The organism is Streptomyces sp. NPDC036764, assembly GCF_055609385.1.
The window spans coordinates 49,514-64,941 of the sequence record NZ_JBVJPT010000023.1; the positions used below are offsets into that span (position 1 = coordinate 49,514).

A 15,428-nucleotide genomic window follows, 5' to 3' on the forward strand; every position below is an offset into this window, starting at 1 on the left:
GCTCCGGTTCAGGTCTGGGAGGTGGCCACCTTGACGCCGAACCCGATCAGGACGACACCTGTGATGCGGTCCATGGTGCGCCGTACGGCAGGCTTCTCGAAGAAGGTTCGGGCCTTGGCCAGCACCAGTACATAGCCGCCGAGCCAGACGAGCGTCAGGGCCGCGTGGACGAGGACCAGCAGAGCCATCCCGGCATGCGGCGAGAAACCGGACGGAGCGAGCGTGGGCAGCAGGCCCGTGTAGAAGACGGCGATCTTCGGATTGAAGACGTTGCTGATCAGGCCCGTGCGCCACGGGTTGCCGGATGAGGACGGGGCGCTCGCCCCCGAAGTCGCCGAAGTCGCCGAAGTCGCCGAATGGCTGCGTCGGCTCTGCAGCAGTGCCTGCACGCCCAGGAAGCCGAGGTAGGCGGCACCGGCGAGCTTGACGATCATGTAAGCCGTGGCAGACGCGGCCAGGACGGCCGCCAGGCCGACCACGGTGAGCACACCCCAGATGAGCAGTCCCGCCGTGATGCCGCCGACCGTGCGCAGGCCGTCCTGCCAGCCGGACGCGATGGCGCGCTTCGTCACCACCGCCATGTCCGGGCCGGGAACGACGGTCAGGACAGCGAGCACACCCGTTGCCGCGAGGAGCTGAACGAACATGGGCTCAGTCTCGCACCCCGGTTCGCCTCGCCGAATCGACCTCCAGCCGGTGCCGCCCCGCGAGCCGAGCAGCCTTCAGCTCGCGGGCTCAGACTTGTCGCGGCCGGCCGGAGCAGCCGGTTCTTGAAGGCGCGCCGGCCGTGGGGCTCATATCCCGGCGGCCAGGTGGCCGCTGCTGTCGTGAGTGGTTTCGTAGGCGATGCCGACGCGCAGCAGGTCGGGTTCGGCGAGCTGGCCGGCGATGAGTTGGAGGCCGATGGGGAGGCCGTGCTCGTCGAGGCCGATCGGCAGGGAGAGGGCGGGAAGGCCGGTGATGTTGGCCGGAGCCGTGAGCCTGACGAACGCGTCGGTCGCCGACTCCGTGGAGCCGTCGGACCATTGCACATCGGACTGTTCGCGTCGGATCGCCGTACAGGCGACGGTCGGCGTGGCGAGTACGTCGATGGAGCGGAACATCTCCCGCCATGCCTGGCGGATGCGTGTGCGCGAGCGCTGAGCGCGCAGGTAGTCGCCGGCCAGGACGAGCTGTCCGGCCTGGAGCAGGGTCCGGACGTCCTCGCCGAAGAGGTCGGCGTGGTGCTCCAGGTGATCTTCGTGCGCGGAGGCCGCCTCGGGGCCCATGTGGCCCCACAGGATGGGCAGCAGGTAGTCGGTCAGCGGCACGGCGACTTCGACTGTTGTGGCGCCGAGTTCGGCGAGGTGGTCGATGGAGTTGCGGACCGCCTTCTCGACCTCGGGCGTCACGTGGTCGAAGAAGTAGTTGGCGGGGATGCCGACGCGTATACCGCGCAGGTCGGTCGAACGCCCGTACTCGTGATGGGAGTTGGGAGAGTGGATGCTTGCGGGATCCCTGAGGTCGCGGCCCGCGACGGCGTCCAGGACCAGGGCCGCGTCCCTGACGCTTCGGGTGAGGGGACCGACGTGGTCCATGGACCATGACAGCGGTGCCACGCCGTGGCGGGAGACGAGACCGTAGCTGGGTTTGAGCCCCACGACGCCGTTGAGGGCAGCGGGGACCCGAATGGAACCGGCGGTGTCGGTTCCGATCGAGAAGGTCGCCGATCCGGCGGCCACGGCTACGGCCGACCCGCCACTGGATCCGCCGGCGACTCGATCGACGTTCCACGGATTGGCCGATTGGGGGGTGATGAGGCCGTAGGCGAACTCGTGCGTGTGCGCTTTGCCGATCAACACCCCGCCCGCCGTCGTGAGGCGGGTCATCACAGCACTGTCCTCGGCGGGGATGCGCCCGGCCCAGACCCGGGAGCTGGCCGTGGTCGGCACCCCGGCTGTGTCGATGATGTCCTTGAGCGCGAAAGGGATGCCGTGCAGGGGGCCGCGGTACCGTCCCGCGTGGATGTCCCGCTCGGCCTGTGCCGCGGCTGACCGTGCCGCTTCGGCGGTGACGGTGACGAACGCGTTGAGGGTGCCTTCGGTGTCCTCCGCGCGCCGGAGGACGGATTCGACGAGTTCGACGGGAGAGAGGCTCTTGCCGGCGATGGCTCCGGCCGCGGCCGTGAGCGTGAGTTCATAGGGCTGCATCGGAGGACTCCCGAGATGCAACCTCGACCGCGTCGGTGGTGCGGAAGACCGACGCGGGTGCCACGCCCGTGAGATCGAGGGCGCGCAGTGTGGCGATGCTCTGGTGGATGTGACCGGCGAGCACCGCGGCACGCAGGAATTGACGGTCCGTCGGCGGACCGGACTGAAGGCCGTACAGCGCCCAGCGGGCCGCGAGTTCCGTGGAGGTGATGGGCACAGACACGAGCTGCTTCCTCTCGGCACCGGGCTCGACAGCACGGTGCGACCGACGACGTCCGAGGGTGGGCGTCCCGGGACTCGGGGGCGCTGCCGGATGCAGGCACCCGGCGGCTCTGCGTACGGGGGATTGGGCAGGGCCGCCGGGCGGTCTCAGGCCTGCGAGTCCATCAGGGTGTGCAGGCGTGCACGGGCCGCGCGGGGCGGCCCGCCGATGCGGGTCCGGTCACAGGTCCAGGGTGACCTGGTACGACTCCAGCCAGGCGTTGAGCGAGAGCGGCACTTCCAGGTCGATCCGGGTGATCTGCGTGCTCTCACTGCTGACCGGCCGGTCGAGGCGATCCTGGACACGCCCCAGGTCCAGCAGCGGGAGGATGGGCGCGTTGCCGCCGGAGACGACCTCGGCGAGCCGGTCACGCAGCTTCTTCTCGTATCCGGAGTCCTGTGTGCTCGGGTAGGGCGCCTTGACCCGCTCCACGATGGACTGGGGCAGGACGTCCTTGGCGGCGGCTCGCAGCAGGCTCTTCTCCCGACCGTCGAACTTCTTCATGGCCCACGGGGCGTTGAAGACGTATTCGACGAGTCGGTGATCGCAGAACGGGACCCGGACCTCCAGGCCCACGGCCATGCTCATGCGGTCCTTGCGGTCGAGGAGGGTGTTCACGAAGCGGGTGAGGTTGAGATAGCTGAGCTCCCTCATCCGCTTCTCGAGTCCGGTCTCCCCGGGGAGCACGGGCACCTCGGCTATCGCTTCGTGGTAGCTGTCGCGCCGGCGGCCCAGCAGGTCGAGGCGCCCCAGCAGGCTCTTGTCGAACATCGGAGTGCCGTCGTAGAAGGGGCCGGGTGTGCTGGTGAGCCACGGGAAGGTCTCGGCCGTGAGCACCTCCGGGTCGTGGAACCAGCTATAGCCGCCGAAGAGTTCATCGGCCGACTCGCCCGAGAGGGCCACGGTGGAACGTTCCCGTACGGCGCGGAAGAGGAGGTAGAGGGACGGCCACAGGTCGCCGTACCAGACCGGGGGGAGGTCGGTGGCGGCCAGGACGGCGGCGCGGACGGCGGGATCGCTCAGGTCGTCGCTGTCCAGCAGGATTTCCTTGTGGTCGGCCTGGACGAGTTCGGCCAGGTCGCGCACGAAGGGGGCGTCGGGGGTGCTGCGCAGCGGGTCGGGCACGAAGTTCTCGGCGGCTCCGACGAAGTCCACGGAGAAGGAGCGGACCGGACCCGCGCCCTCGTCCTTCAGGGCCTTGGCGGCGAGGGCGGTGACGGCCGAGGAGTCCAGTCCGCCGGACAGGAGGCTGCACAGGGGGACGTCCGAGATGAGCTGGCGGGACACGATGTCCTCCAGCAGCTCCCGAACGGTGCCGATGGTCTGCTCCAGGGAGTCCTCGTGCTCCTTGGCCTCCAGCGCCCAGTACACGTGCTTGGTCAGACCCTGGCGGCGCACACGGACGACGTGTCCGGGACGGACCTCGAACATGCCGGTGAAGATGGCGTGTTCGGGGGTCTTGACCATGTCCAGTATCTCGCGGAGCCCATCGATGTTCACCCGGCGCGGGATCTCCGGGTTCGCAAGGATCGCCTTGGGCTCCGAGCCGAAGAGGACTCCGTCGGGTGTGGGGTAGTAGTAGAGCGGCTTGACGCCCATGCGGTCGCGCACCAGGAGCAGTTCTTCGCTGCGGATGTCCCAGATGGCGAAGGCGAACATGCCGTTCAGCCTGGTGACCAGGTCCTGGCCCCACTCCAGATAGGCACGCAGGACGACCTCGGTGTCGCTCTGGGTGCGGAAGCGGTGGCCGCGGGAGACGAGTTCGGAGCGCAGTTCCCGGTAGTTGTAGATCTCGCCGCTGAAGGTCAGCACGGCCAGCGGGCGGCCGTCCTCTTCGGCGAGCATGGGCTGCTTGCCGCCCTCGAGGTCGATGACGGAGAGCCTGCGGTGGCCGATGGCCGCGTGGGGAGCCAGCCACAGCCCCTCGGCGTCGGGGCCGCGGCAGGTCATCGTCTCGGTCATGGCCTGCGCTGTTGAGCGCTCCTGGGTCAGGTCGCGCTCGAAGTCCACCCAACCGGCGATTCCGCACATGGGCGCTGTCCTCTCCTTAGGTTTGATGAGTGCCGGGCAGGCCGGCCGAGCCGAGGGCCCCGGATTCCCGTGCCTGAGCGGAGTCCGGAGCCGTGCAGGGGAAGGTCGAAAGTGACGCTCAGGTCGTCGGCGGGGTTCAGGTGTGGTCGGGCCAGGTCAGGCGGCGGGCGAAGTGAGCCCACACGGCCACGACCATGAACGCCGCGGTGACACCGCCGAGCACCATGACGGTGGACGGCGAGGAGTGGTCCACGACCACGCCTCCGACCAGCGCGCCGATGGAGATCGTCGCCTGGAAGGAAGCGGTGAACAGCACCGAGGCCGCCTCGGGTGAGGCGGGAGATGCCTTGGCGAACCATGTCTGGGAGGAGACGGGGACGGCGCCGTATGCGACGCCCCAGACGATCAGCAGGGCGACCGCGCCGATCTCCCAGCGGCCCAGAACGGGCAGCAGCAGGGTGGCGGCCGCGATGAGGCCGGCCGCGAGGCCGAAGGTGGCGCGGGGGCGGCGGGCGACGATCGCGCCGCCCAGGAAGTTGCCGACGATGCCTGCGGCACCGTAGATCAGCAGGAAGACGGTGATCATGCCGGAGCTGACCTTGGTGACCTGCTCCAGGAACGGGGTGACGTACGTGTACGTTCCGAAGTGGGCCAGCACGACCAGGAAGGTCAGCAGCAGCGCAAACCGGGTGTTGACGCTGCTGATCATGCCCCGCAGCACGCTCAGGCGGGTCGTCTGGGTCGGGGGCAGCGGCGGCACGACCAGCAGGAGCATGAGCAGCACACCGACGGTCAGGGCGCCCATGACGACGAAGGCCATGCGCCAGCCGGCCAGATCTCCGATGAAGGTGCCGGCCGGCACTCCGAGCACCGATCCCAGCGGGACCGCCGAGAAGATCACCGCCGTGGCCCGGCCGACCGACTCCGCCGGCACGAGGCGTTCGGCCAGTCCGGCACCGATCGACCAGAAGCCGCCGATGACGATACCGACCAGGATGCGGGAGACCAGGACGAGCCAGTAGTCCGGCGCCACGGCGGCCAGGAAGTTCGCCCCGGCCAGTAGGAGCATGAACACACACAGCATCAGCCGACGGTCGATGCGCGCGGTCGCCACGGTGACCACGGGGGCGGAGATGGCCGCCAGAAAGCCGGGCATCGTCATCATCAGCCCCGCCATCCCGTCCGAGATGGTGAAACTGGCCCCGATCTTGGTGAGCAGACCGATCGGCAGGATCTCGGTCGTGACGATCGAGAAGATTCCCAGCATTACCGAGACCACGGCCAGCCATCCGACCAGAGGTGATCGGGTCGGCAGGCCGGTTCCGCCAGTGTGCGTGTTGGCGGTGGTTGTCGAGGCCATGAATTCCGTCCTGTGAAGGGTCTGTCGGTACGCGATCAGTTCAACAGGATCCGGGGGGCCGAGGCTGGCAGATCTGCGACATCACCCTGCCCTCCGGAGGGTGATGTCGTAAATCCGCGAGGTCTTTCGCCTCTTCATCGTCGCTGGTCAGGGACTTCGATCCGGAGTTTGTGGCGCGGCGATTCCGGCCCGGTGGGCAAGGGGCGAACCTCGTACGACTTGGGCAAGTTCAGGTGCGTTGGTTGAATCTGCAACGGCAAATCACCGCACTCGTGTGCGACTTCGGCAAGAATCCGTTGACGGCGCAAGGACGCGAAGGTGACGGTGTGGCCTATGCCGATATCCATGGCCCTACTTTTCACTTCACGAAGTTCAAGTCTTGACATCTCGGCAGCGCGTGAGATTTTCGGCGTCAATCGGACCTACCTGGCCGACCCTTGGTATGACTTCGCTGCCTGCGCCCCGGAGAGCATGCAGAGCTGTGACGCCTGCCGCATCGAACGGCTCTACACCCTTGATGAGTTGTCCCGGGCACACACCGTCATCGTCCCGGGCGCCCCCGATGTGCGGCAGGCCCCTTCCGCTGCCCTGGTGAAGGCGGTGCGCGACGCGCATGACGCGGGCGCGCGCATGGTCGCCACCTCCACGGGAGCCTTCGTCCTCGGGGCCGCCGGTCTGCTCGACGGCCGCCGGATCACCACCCACTGGACCCACGCCGACGCGCTGGCCGCGCAGTACCCGCGGGTGACGGTGGACCTGGACGCGCTGTACGTGGACGAGGGAGACATCCTCACGTCCGCCGGCGGGGCCGCCAGCCTCGACCTATTCCTGCACATGGTGCAGCTCGACCACGGCGCCGCGGTCGCCAAGGCCCTGGCACATCGCCTGGGCATGGCCCCGCAGGACACCGCGGAGCCGGTGCAACCGCCCCACACGTCCGAGTCCGGCGGCGCCGACCAGGTGCTGTCCGAGGTCCTGTCATGGGTGACGCAACGCCTGGACACCCCTGTGACGGTGGAGGACATGGCGCAGCAGGCCAGCGTCAGTCGGCGTACGTTGACCCGGCACTTCCGCGCGAGCACGGGTATGGCTCCGTTGCAGTGGCTCCTGGCGCAGCGCGTCCAACTGGCCCAGCGTCTCCTTGAGACCACGCAGCTCAGTGTCGAGCAGATCGCCGCCCAGACCGGCATGGGGACGGCCGCCACCTTGCGCCGGCACTTCGGTCGTACGGTGGGCGTGCCGCCCGACTCCTACCGGCGCTGGTTTCGTTCGCGGGGGTCGGACATGAGCCTGGGCCTGGTCGGCGCACGGGCCACACCGGCCTCGTGACCGGCACCGCCTCGACGACGGGCGGGTCCGAGGGGACCCGTCGGGCGCGGAACGCGCCCCGGCGCAGTGCCGCCGGGGCGCGTGTCCTGGCAGGTCGTCACCCTCCGTTCAGCGGCCGGCGCCACGCCTCACGCGGTGCCGGCTCACGCGAACCGTATTTCCCGCAGCGGCCCACTTCCGAGCCCTTCGAAAGGAGCACCCTGTGAACACCACGGTCCCCTCCACTCCGGCTGCCTTGCCGGAGGCCTTCTATCGCGAACTGGGGCATGGGCGCTTCGCGAGCACCCCTGCCACCGCCGGCCCCTGGAGCCCCAAGTGGCAGCACGGCGGGCCGCCGTCGGCCCTGCTGGGGCGGGCGATGGAACGGCATGCGCCACGTCGGGACTTCCGGATCGCCCGGGTGACGGTGGAACTGCCGCGCCCGGTGCCCGTCGCGGATCTCGAGGTCACCGTACGGACTGTGCACGCCGGCCGCCGGGTGGAGTTGCTGGAGGGCCAGATCAGCTCGGGCGGGGACGTCGTCATGCTGGCCAGGGCCTGGCGCATGGCTGTCAGCCCCGACGACACCCCGTCCTTGGACTCCGCCCCGCAGGCACCGCCGCTCCCGGACGCGCAGCCGCCCCACACCATGGCCGACGCCCACCTGGACGGCTACATCGCCGCAATGGAGTGGCGCTTCGAGCCGGGGACGGGGTTCGACACGCCGGGGCCGGGCTGGGCGTGGGCGCGCCAGCGCATCCCACTGCTCGCCGGGCAGCAGGACACCCCGCTCACTCGGGCGTTGACGGTGGCGGACAGCAACTGGGCCGTGGCGTTCGAACTGGACCATCATCACCGTCTGGTGATCAACACCGATGTGACGCTCGCCCTGCACCGTGAGCCGGCCGGCGACTGGCTGTGCATGCGCTCCGCCACGGCGGCCAGTCCGCAGGGATCGGGCCTGGCCGTGGGGCAGTTGCACGACACGGCGGGCGCTTGCGGTCAGGTGATGCAGACGCTGCTGGTCAATGAGCGCTGACGGTACGCCGGTGCCGCCGGCCCTCCGAAGGGGTGAGGGCCGGCGGCTCGAGCGGGGTGCGGGTCTCACACGGCCTGCTGCCCCGGCGGGTGACCACGGTGTGTCACTCGGGCCAGTGGACGAGGAGCTTTCGGGGGCCTCGGAAGGAGACATTGGCCGGGAAGTCGAAGTCCTGGTCCTCCACCATGCGCATCTTGGGGGCACGCTGGGCGAGCAGGTCGAGGGCGATCCGGGCCTCCATGCGTGCCAGCGCGGCGCCGATGCAGTAGTGGATGCCCTGGCCGAAGGCGAGATGCTTGCGGGCGTCCTCGCGATGGATGTCGAAGGACTCCGGTTCCGCGAAGTGCTTGGGATCCCTGTTCGCCGCGCCCAGCAGCAACAGGATCTTTGCGTCCGCGGGGATCTCGACTCCGCCCACGGTCACGTCCTTGGTGGTGATGCGACGCCAGGCCGGAATGCTGCTGTCGTAGCGCAACACCTCCTCGACCGCCTGAGGGATGAGCGACCGGTCCGCGCACAGGTCCTCCCACTGCTCACGGTTGGCGAGCAGTCGGCGCACCGCGTTGCCGGTGAAGCTGGTGGTGGTCTCGTGCCCGGCGAAGCTCAGTCCGTAGGCGACGTTCGTGATGTCCGAGATCGACAGGCTCTCGGGATCGGCCTGATGGATACGGACCAGGTCGCTGGTGAAGTCGTCGACCGGCTCGGCCGCGCGTCGGGCGACGAACTCCTCGCAGTAGCGCCAGTAGTTGACCATGTTGCCGGCGATGGCGCGCTGCTCGTCCGCGGACGGCTTGCCCCAACTGAAGGCGATGCGATTGCCGCACCACGACTTCAGCATGTCCATGTCCTCGTCGGGGAATCCGATGAAGGTGAAGATCATGTAGGCGGGCAGCGGGTAGGTCAGCGCCGACACGAGATCGACCACACCGGGGGTTATCTCGTCGACCAGCTCTGTCGCCTTGGCCCACACCTTCGGTTCCAGAACCGAGATCCGCCGCGCGGAGAAACCCTTCTGATTGTGCCGACGTATCCGGGTGTGCCGCGGCGGATCGCAGTCGGACATCACCGGATAGGCGTGGAATCCCTCCTTGATGATGGACTGCGCCTCGTCGGTGAGCGGGAATACCGGACGCTGACCGACCGCAGCAGAGAAAGTCTGCGGGTCCATCAGGGCGCTCTGGATGTCGTCGAATCGGGTTATCACCCACATGTCGATCGCCGGCGCGTAGAACGCCGGTCCCTCGTTCCGCACGCCGGACAGGATCGGGTACGGGTCGGCGACATAGGCGTCACCCAGTGGATTGAAATCGTGATTGACCGGGCACGCCGAAACGTTCGCCATAACGGAACCTCCTGGGCTCGGTGACCCTCAGTATCACCCATCTCCAACTACCGTGAAAACGTGAATATCGTGGACATCAATCGAGGTTTTTCTTATGCCTGAGCGGATAAGTCTGCGTCAGCTCGACTATTTCGTGGTGGCCGCCGACGCCGGGACGATGACCGGGGCGGCCCAGCGGCTGTATGTCTCGCAGTCCGCGGTGTCGGCCGGCATCGGGGAATTGGAGCACCAACTCGGGGTGCAACTGCTGATCCGCGCCAAGGCCAAGGGCCTGACGCTCACCACCGCCGGCCGTCTGTTCCTGCCGCAGGCCCGGGAACTGCTGGCCCGCAGCGAGGAGTTGCAGGCCGGTATGCGAGAGGTGGGCCAGACACCGGCCGGGCGGCTGGTGATCGGCTGCTTCACCACTCTCGCCCCGTTCCTGCTGCCGAGGCTGCTGGAGGAGTTCGCGGTCGCCCATCCCGGTGTCACCCTCGACTTCGTGGAGGGGTCGTTGACGGAGTTGCAGCACCTGCTGCGCGAGGGCCGTTGTGAACTGGCGCTGCTGTACGGGGCCGACATAGAGGCCGGCATCAAATTCGACACGCTCTACTCCACCGAACCGCACGTCCTGCTGCCCCGGGAGCACCCGCTGGCCGCCAGAAAAGAGGTCCGGCTGGCCGATCTCGACGGCCACAGCATGATCATGCTGGATGTGCCGCCCAGCCGTCGCTACTTCAGCGAGGTCCTGGCGGACGCCGGCGTCGTCCCGGCCATCCGTCATCGGACCGAGAGCTTCGAGATGGTGCGGAGTCTGGTGGCCCGTGGCGCGGGATACTCCCTGCTGATCCAGCGTCCCACCCTGGACGTCAGCTACGAGGGGCGCGCCGTGCAGATACGCCCCATCTCCGACGCGGTCCCCCCACTGCCGGTCGGTCTGGCCTGGCCCTCCGGTGCGCAGCCGACCCGCAGGGCCGCGGCGTTCGCCTCCTTCTGCCGCGCCGCCGTCGCGTGTTCCCCGCACCGCGTGCCGGTGGGCGCACGGCCGGCGGACCGCGGGGATCACGTCGCAAAGCTGCCAGCTTGAGATCGACAGCCGAGACAGGCTGGGCACATGTCGGGTCCGTACCTACGTGGTGGCCGGCCCCATCGCCCGCGCTCTCCCACCCCACCATCGGACGAACGGCGGACAGTCCATGAGCGACGCAGGAATCTCCGCACACGCACAGCGCGTCCACGAGGAGGTGCGATTGCTCCTACGGGAGCTCCAGCGTCAGTCCGATCGGCCTGACGCCATGTCAGCCGCCGCGCCGACACTGGCGGAACCGCTCCGGCAGACCTTCGCCGATCTCGCCGTCCTGTGCGATCTGCTCGCCCGGGCCGCGCCGTACAGCATCCACCAAGGCCCCCTGCGGGAGTCCGTCTCGGCGCTGCGCGGTCTGGAACGTCAGTGGTACGCCATCAAGCTCAACGGCGGTTGTTTCGGCGTGCTCTGAGCGGCTTCCCCGGGAACCGACGATGCCGGTGGCCGCAGGGCAGCCACCGGCACCATTGTCACCGTCGTGCGGAGATCTCAGAGTTCCAGGTCGACGAAGCGGGCCGAACTCGCCCCGATCGCCTCGCTGATGGCCCCCAGCACCGCGCTCGGCACGGCGTTGTCGACCGTCAGGGCGACCGCGGCCTCGCCGCCCTCGGTCACCCGCGCGACCTGCATGGCGGCGATGTTGATGCCGGCCTCCCCCAGGATGCGTCCGATGACGCCGATCATGCCTGGCACATCTTTGTAGCGAAGGAAGAGCATGCGCTGGGCGATGTTCACATCGAGGTCGTAGTCGTCGATGCCGGTGAGTGTGTGGGTGTCCTTGGGCTCGACCAGCGTGCCCGAGACGCCGGTCTTCCCACCGTCGGCGAACGTACCGCGCACGGTGACCAGGTCCCGGTGGCGTGCGCACTCCGAGCTGGTGACGAACCGTACCTCGCGGCAGTGCTCCCGAGCGATCTGCGGAGCGTTCACCCAGGTGACGGCCCGGTCGGCGATGTCGCTGAAAACCCCTTTGAGAGCGGCGAGTTCGACGGCGCTGACATCGTGCCGGGTGACCTGTCCGTGCACCTCGACGCACAGGTCGAGCAGGGGCCGGCCGTCGGTCAGGCCGGCCAGGATGCGGCCGAGGTTCTGCGCCAGCGGCAGCAGGCGGGCTACGTCCGCGGCGACGGCGCCACCGTGGAGGTTCACGGCGTCGTGGACCAGGTCGCCCGCCAGAGCGTGGCGTACCGCGTGGGCGACGGAGATTCCGGCCTTGTCCTGGGCCTCGGTGGTCGAGGCGCCGAGATGCGGGGTGACGACCACTGTCTCGAGGCCGAACAGGGGGGATTCGGTGCAGGGTTCGACGGCGAAGACGTCGAGGCCCGCGCCGGCCACACGGCCTTCCCGCAGTGCCGAGGCCAGCGCCTGCTCGTCGACGATCCCGCCCCGAGCTGCGTTGACGATCCGTACGCCCTGCTTGACCCGTTTCAGTTCCTCCTGGCCTATCAGGCCCATGGTCTGCGGGGTCTTGGGAAGGTGGACGGTGATGAAGTCGGACGTCTCCAGTAACTCGTCCAAGGACACCGGCCTGGCCCCTGCCCTGGCCGACTCGTGCTCGGACAGGTGCGGGTCATGGGCGATGACGTCCATGCCGAAGGCCGCCATCCGCTGAGCCACGAGTTTCCCGATGCGTCCCAGGCCCACGATGCCGAGGGTCTTGCCGGCCAGTTCCACGCCGACGTAGCTGCTCCGCTTCCACTCCCCCGCCTTGAGGGAGGTGTGTGCCTGGGGTATGTGGCGGGCGGTGGAGATGATCAGGCCGCAGGCGAGTTCCGCGGCGGTGACGACGTTGGAGGTGGGGGCGTTGACCACGATGACGCCCGCTCGGGTGGCGGCGTCGACGTCTACGTTGTCCAGTCCGACCCCGGCTCGCGCGACCACCTTCAGATGGGGCGCGGCGGCGAACACCTCGGCGTCCACGCGGGTGGCCGAGCGCACCAACAGGGCCTCGGCCTCGCCGACCGCGGTGAGCAGGGCGGCACGGTCGGTGCCGTCACAGCGCCGAATCTCCACCGCCGCGCCCAAAGCGTCGACGGTGGCCGGTGCGAGGTCGTCAGCGAGCAGTACGACAGGTGTCTTCATCAGGGCTCGATTCGGATGGGCGGCCGGATGAGGTGAATCAGGTGGCGGACTGGCCCTGCGGTTCGGCGGCCACCACGCCGTGATCGGCCTCCAGCGGGGGCTGACTGCTTGCGCCGCCGGGCGAGCCGATGGTGGTGAAGAACTCACGGTCCGCGCTCACGTAGTCCGTCCACTGGGAGGGCACGGAGTCCTCGTAGAAGACGGCTTCGACCGGGCAGACCGGCTCGCAGGCCCCGCAGTCGACGCATTCGTCGGGGTGGATGTACATCTTGCGGGGGCCTTCATAGATGCAGTCGACGGGGCATTCCTCGATGCAGGCCTTGTCCTTGATGTCGACGCAGGGCTGGGCGATGACGTACGTCATGAGGAACTCTCCACGATCCAGGTGTCGTTGCCTTTGATCAGGGCTGCCAGGTCGCCCTTGCCGTTCTGTTCGATCGCCGTGTCGAGCTGGTCGGCCATCTGGGTGTCGTAGACCGGGCGGTCGACCGAGCGGAACACGCCGATCGGGGTGTGGTGCAGGGTGTCCGGGTCGGCCAGGCGGGACAGGGCGAAGGCCGTGGTCGGGGACGGCGAGTGGGCGTCGTGGATCACGATCTGCGACTCGTTGTCCGGGGTGACGGTGACGACTTTCAGGTCGCCGGTGTGCGGGTCGCGGACGACGCCGCGTGTGCCTCCCCCACTCTCGGCTTCGCTCGAGCGGGAGGTGCCCCCACCGCCGAAGCGGATCGGCTGCCCGTGTTCGAGGCGGATCACCGCCTCCTCGGCCTGCTGCCGGTCCTTGAGGACCTCGAAGGCGCCGTCGTTGAAGATGTTGCAGTTCTGGTAGATCTCGATCAGTGCGGTGCCCTTGTGGGCGGCCGCCTCGCGCAGCACCTGGGTGAGGTGCTTGCGGTCGGAGTCGACCGTGCGCGCGACGAAGGATGCCTCGGCGCCGATCGCGAGGGACACCGGGTTGAAGGGCGCGTCGAGGGAGCCCATCGGCGTCGATTTGGTGATCTTGCCGACCTCGGAGGTCGGGGAGTACTGGCCCTTGGTCAGGCCGTAGATCCGGTTGTTGAACAGCAGGATCTTGAGGTTGACGTTGCGGCGCAGGGCGTGGATCAGGTGGTTGCCGCCGATCGACAGCGCGTCGCCGTCGCCCGTGACCACCCACACGCTCAGGTCCCGGCGCGAGGTGGCCAGCCCGGTCGCGATGGCCGGGGCGCGGCCGTGGATGGAGTGCATCCCGTAGGTGTTCATGTAGTACGGGAAGCGGGAGGAACAGCCGATACCCGAGACGAAGACGATGTTCTCCCTGGCCAGCCCCAGCTCCGGCATGAAGCCCTGGACCGCGGCGAGGATCGCGTAGTCACCGCAGCCCGGGCACCAGCGCACTTCCTGATCGGACTTGAAATCGCGGGCGCCGAGGGCGGCTTCCTTCCTCGGTATGACGGGCGGCAGCTCAACGGCCATGAATGGCCTCCTTGAGAGCCTTGGCGAGCTGTTCCGCCTTGAACGGCATGCCGTTGACCTGGTTGTAGGAGTGGGCGTCCACCAGGTACTTCGCCCGGACCAGGGTGGCGAGCTGGCCGAGGTTCATCTCGGGGATCACCACCTTGTCGTAACGTCCCAGGACCGCGCCCAGGTTGCGCGGGAACGGGTTCAGATGCCGCAGATGCGCCTGCGCGATCGACTCACCCGCGGTGCGCAGCCGGCGCACCGCGGCGGTGATCGGCCCATACGTCGATCCCCAGCCCAGCACCAGCGTCTTCGCCTCGTGCGGGTCGTCGACCTCCACATCCGCCACCTCGATCCCGTCGATCTTCGCCTGGCGGGTGCGGACCATGAACTCGTGGTTGGCCGGCGCGTAGGAGATGTTGCCCGTGCCGTCTTCCTTCTCGATGCCGCCGATGCGGTGCTCCAGACCCGGCGTGCCCGGGATCGCCCACGGCCGGGCCAGGGTGTGCGGGTCCCGCTTGTACGGCCAGAACACCTCACTGCCGTCATCCAGGGTGTGGTTCGGCCCTTGCGCGAACTGCACCGTCAGATCGGGCAGTTCGTCCGGCTCCGGGATCCGCCACGGCTCGGAGCCATTGGCCAGATAACCGTCCGACAGCAGCATCACCGGCGTCCGGTACGTCAGCGCGATCCGCGCCGCCTCCAGCGCCGCATCGAAACAGTCGGCCGGCGTGCACGGCGCCACGATCGGCACCGGCGCCTCCCCGTTACGGCCGAACATCGCCTGCAGCAGATCCGCCTGCTCCGTCTTGGTCGGCAGACCCGTCGACGGCCCGCCCCGCTGAATATCGATCACCAGCAGCGGCAGTTCGAGGGAGACCGCGAGGCCGATGGTCTCCGATTTCAGGGCCACTCCGGGACCGGAGGTCGTGGTCACGGCGAGTGAGCCGCCGAACGCGGCGCCCAGCGCCGCGCCGATCCCGGCGATCTCGTCCTCGGCCTGGAAGGTGCGCACCCCGAAGTTCTTGTGCCGGCTCAGCTCGTGCAGGATGTCCGAGGCCGGGGTGATCGGGTACGAGCCCAGATACAACGGCAGATCCGCCTGCCGGGACGCGGCGATCAGCCCGTAGGACAACGCCAGATTCCCCGAGATGTTGCGGTAGGTGCCCACCGGGAACGCCGTCGTCGCCGGCGCGATCTCGTAGGAGACCGCGAAATCCTCCGTCGTCTCCCCGAAATTCCAGCCCGCACGGAACGCGGCGATGTTCGCCGCCGCGATGCCCGGCTTCTTGGCGAACTTCGCCCGCAAAAA

General features: G+C 68.6%; 14 protein-coding genes. 4 read left to right on the forward strand and 10 right to left on the reverse strand.

What is annotated here, in order from left to right; translation table 11 throughout:
- Window positions 1-8 precede the first annotated feature (8 nt).
- The 5 genes from ACZ69Q_RS44135 to ACZ69Q_RS44155 all read right to left on the reverse strand — a co-directional run bounded on the left by ACZ69Q_RS44135 (window position 9) and on the right by ACZ69Q_RS44155 (window position 5,842).
- Window positions 9-647, reverse strand: coding sequence for a LysE family translocator (locus tag ACZ69Q_RS44135; RefSeq protein WP_471054290.1), 639 nt, complete (start codon window positions 645-647; stop codon window positions 9-11).
- Window positions 648-794: 147 nt separating this feature from the next.
- Window positions 795-2,189, reverse strand: a complete 1,395-nt coding sequence (locus ACZ69Q_RS44140; protein ID WP_471054292.1) for an amidase — start codon at window positions 2,187-2,189, stop codon at window positions 795-797.
- Entirely contained in the window at window positions 2,176-2,412 is a 237-nt protein-coding gene (locus ACZ69Q_RS44145) for a hypothetical protein (protein ID WP_471054295.1), read from the reverse strand. The genes ACZ69Q_RS44140 and ACZ69Q_RS44145 overlap by 14 nt, the downstream gene beginning before the upstream one ends.
- 219 nt (window positions 2,413-2,631) lie before the next feature.
- Entirely contained in the window at window positions 2,632-4,482 is a 1,851-nt protein-coding gene (gene asnB, locus ACZ69Q_RS44150) for an asparagine synthase (glutamine-hydrolyzing) (protein WP_471054297.1), read from the reverse strand.
- A gap of 136 nt (window positions 4,483-4,618) precedes the next feature.
- Window positions 4,619-5,842 carry an MFS transporter gene (locus ACZ69Q_RS44155; RefSeq protein ID WP_471054299.1) on the reverse strand — a complete coding sequence of 408 codons (1,224 nt, stop codon included), beginning with the start codon at window positions 5,840-5,842 and terminating at the stop codon, window positions 4,619-4,621.
- Window positions 5,843-6,175: 333 nt separating this feature from the next.
- Between ACZ69Q_RS44155 and ACZ69Q_RS44160 the strand changes: the two genes are divergently transcribed.
- Window positions 6,176-7,171: a GlxA family transcriptional regulator gene (locus ACZ69Q_RS44160; RefSeq protein ID WP_471054302.1), complete on the forward strand. Its 996-nt coding sequence runs from the start codon at window positions 6,176-6,178 to the stop codon at window positions 7,169-7,171.
- A 202-nt stretch (window positions 7,172-7,373) separates the two neighbouring features.
- Complete coding sequence (locus tag ACZ69Q_RS44165; protein ID WP_471054305.1) at window positions 7,374-8,189, forward strand: thioesterase family protein; 816 nt, start codon at window positions 7,374-7,376, stop codon at window positions 8,187-8,189.
- Between the two features lie 103 nt (window positions 8,190-8,292).
- Here ACZ69Q_RS44165 and ACZ69Q_RS44170 read toward each other — a convergent pair whose 3' ends face one another.
- The gene (locus ACZ69Q_RS44170; protein WP_471054306.1) at window positions 8,293-9,531 is read right to left on the reverse strand and encodes a cytochrome P450; all 1,239 of its coding nucleotides are present in this window, start codon (window positions 9,529-9,531) and stop codon (window positions 8,293-8,295) included.
- Between the two features lie 94 nt (window positions 9,532-9,625).
- On the opposite strand from ACZ69Q_RS44170, the gene ACZ69Q_RS44175 reads away from it, so the two are divergent.
- The gene (locus ACZ69Q_RS44175) at window positions 9,626-10,597 is read left to right on the forward strand and encodes a LysR family transcriptional regulator (protein WP_471054309.1); all 972 of its coding nucleotides are present in this window, start codon (window positions 9,626-9,628) and stop codon (window positions 10,595-10,597) included.
- 109 nt (window positions 10,598-10,706) lie between these two features.
- Window positions 10,707-11,006 (forward strand): hypothetical protein, encoded by a 300-nt coding sequence (locus ACZ69Q_RS44180; protein ID WP_471054310.1) that lies wholly within the window; start codon window positions 10,707-10,709, stop codon window positions 11,004-11,006.
- A gap of 77 nt (window positions 11,007-11,083) precedes the next feature.
- Here the strand turns inward: ACZ69Q_RS44180 and serA are convergent, their stop codons facing one another.
- The 4 genes from serA to ACZ69Q_RS44200 form a co-directional block, all read right to left on the reverse strand.
- A complete protein-coding gene (gene serA, locus ACZ69Q_RS44185; protein WP_471054320.1) occupies window positions 11,084-12,679 on the reverse strand; it encodes a phosphoglycerate dehydrogenase in 1,596 nt (531 codons plus the stop codon).
- A gap of 34 nt (window positions 12,680-12,713) precedes the next feature.
- Window positions 12,714-13,040, reverse strand: coding sequence for a ferredoxin (gene fdxA / locus ACZ69Q_RS44190; RefSeq protein WP_471054312.1), 327 nt, complete (start codon window positions 13,038-13,040; stop codon window positions 12,714-12,716).
- Window positions 13,037-14,131 carry a 2-oxoacid:ferredoxin oxidoreductase subunit beta gene (locus ACZ69Q_RS44195; protein ID WP_471054314.1) on the reverse strand — a complete coding sequence of 365 codons (1,095 nt, stop codon included), beginning with the start codon at window positions 14,129-14,131 and terminating at the stop codon, window positions 13,037-13,039. Before ACZ69Q_RS44195 ends, fdxA begins: the two co-directional genes overlap by 4 nt.
- Window positions 14,121-15,428 (reverse strand): 2-oxoacid:acceptor oxidoreductase subunit alpha (locus ACZ69Q_RS44200; protein WP_471054316.1); only part of this gene is annotated, 1,308 nt, incomplete at its 5' end. The genes ACZ69Q_RS44200 and ACZ69Q_RS44195, both read right to left, overlap by 11 nt.

What these genes read in the sequence shown, in the direction of transcription:
- ACZ69Q_RS44135 (WP_471054290.1), bottom strand. Translation starts at nt 647, where the DNA reads ATGTTCGTTCAGCTCCTCGCGGCAACGGGTGTGCTCGCTGTCCTGACC.
- ACZ69Q_RS44140 (WP_471054292.1), bottom strand. Translation starts at nt 2,189, where the DNA reads ATGCAGCCCTATGAACTCACGCTCACGGCCGCGGCCGGAGCCATCGCC.
- asnB (WP_471054297.1), bottom strand. Translation starts at nt 4,482, where the DNA reads ATGTGCGGAATCGCCGGTTGGGTGGACTTCGAGCGCGACCTGACCCAG.
- ACZ69Q_RS44155 (WP_471054299.1), bottom strand. Translation starts at nt 5,842, where the DNA reads ATGGCCTCGACAACCACCGCCAACACGCACACTGGCGGAACCGGCCTG.
- ACZ69Q_RS44160 (WP_471054302.1), top strand. Translation starts at nt 6,176, where the DNA reads ATGCCGATATCCATGGCCCTACTTTTCACTTCACGAAGTTCAAGTCTT.
- ACZ69Q_RS44170 (WP_471054306.1), bottom strand. Translation starts at nt 9,531, where the DNA reads ATGGCGAACGTTTCGGCGTGCCCGGTCAATCACGATTTCAATCCACTG.
- ACZ69Q_RS44175 (WP_471054309.1), top strand. Translation starts at nt 9,626, where the DNA reads ATGCCTGAGCGGATAAGTCTGCGTCAGCTCGACTATTTCGTGGTGGCC.
- ACZ69Q_RS44180 (WP_471054310.1), top strand. Translation starts at nt 10,707, where the DNA reads ATGAGCGACGCAGGAATCTCCGCACACGCACAGCGCGTCCACGAGGAG.
- fdxA (WP_471054312.1), bottom strand. Translation starts at nt 13,040, where the DNA reads ATGACGTACGTCATCGCCCAGCCCTGCGTCGACATCAAGGACAAGGCC.
- ACZ69Q_RS44195 (WP_471054314.1), bottom strand. Translation starts at nt 14,131, where the DNA reads ATGGCCGTTGAGCTGCCGCCCGTCATACCGAGGAAGGAAGCCGCCCTC.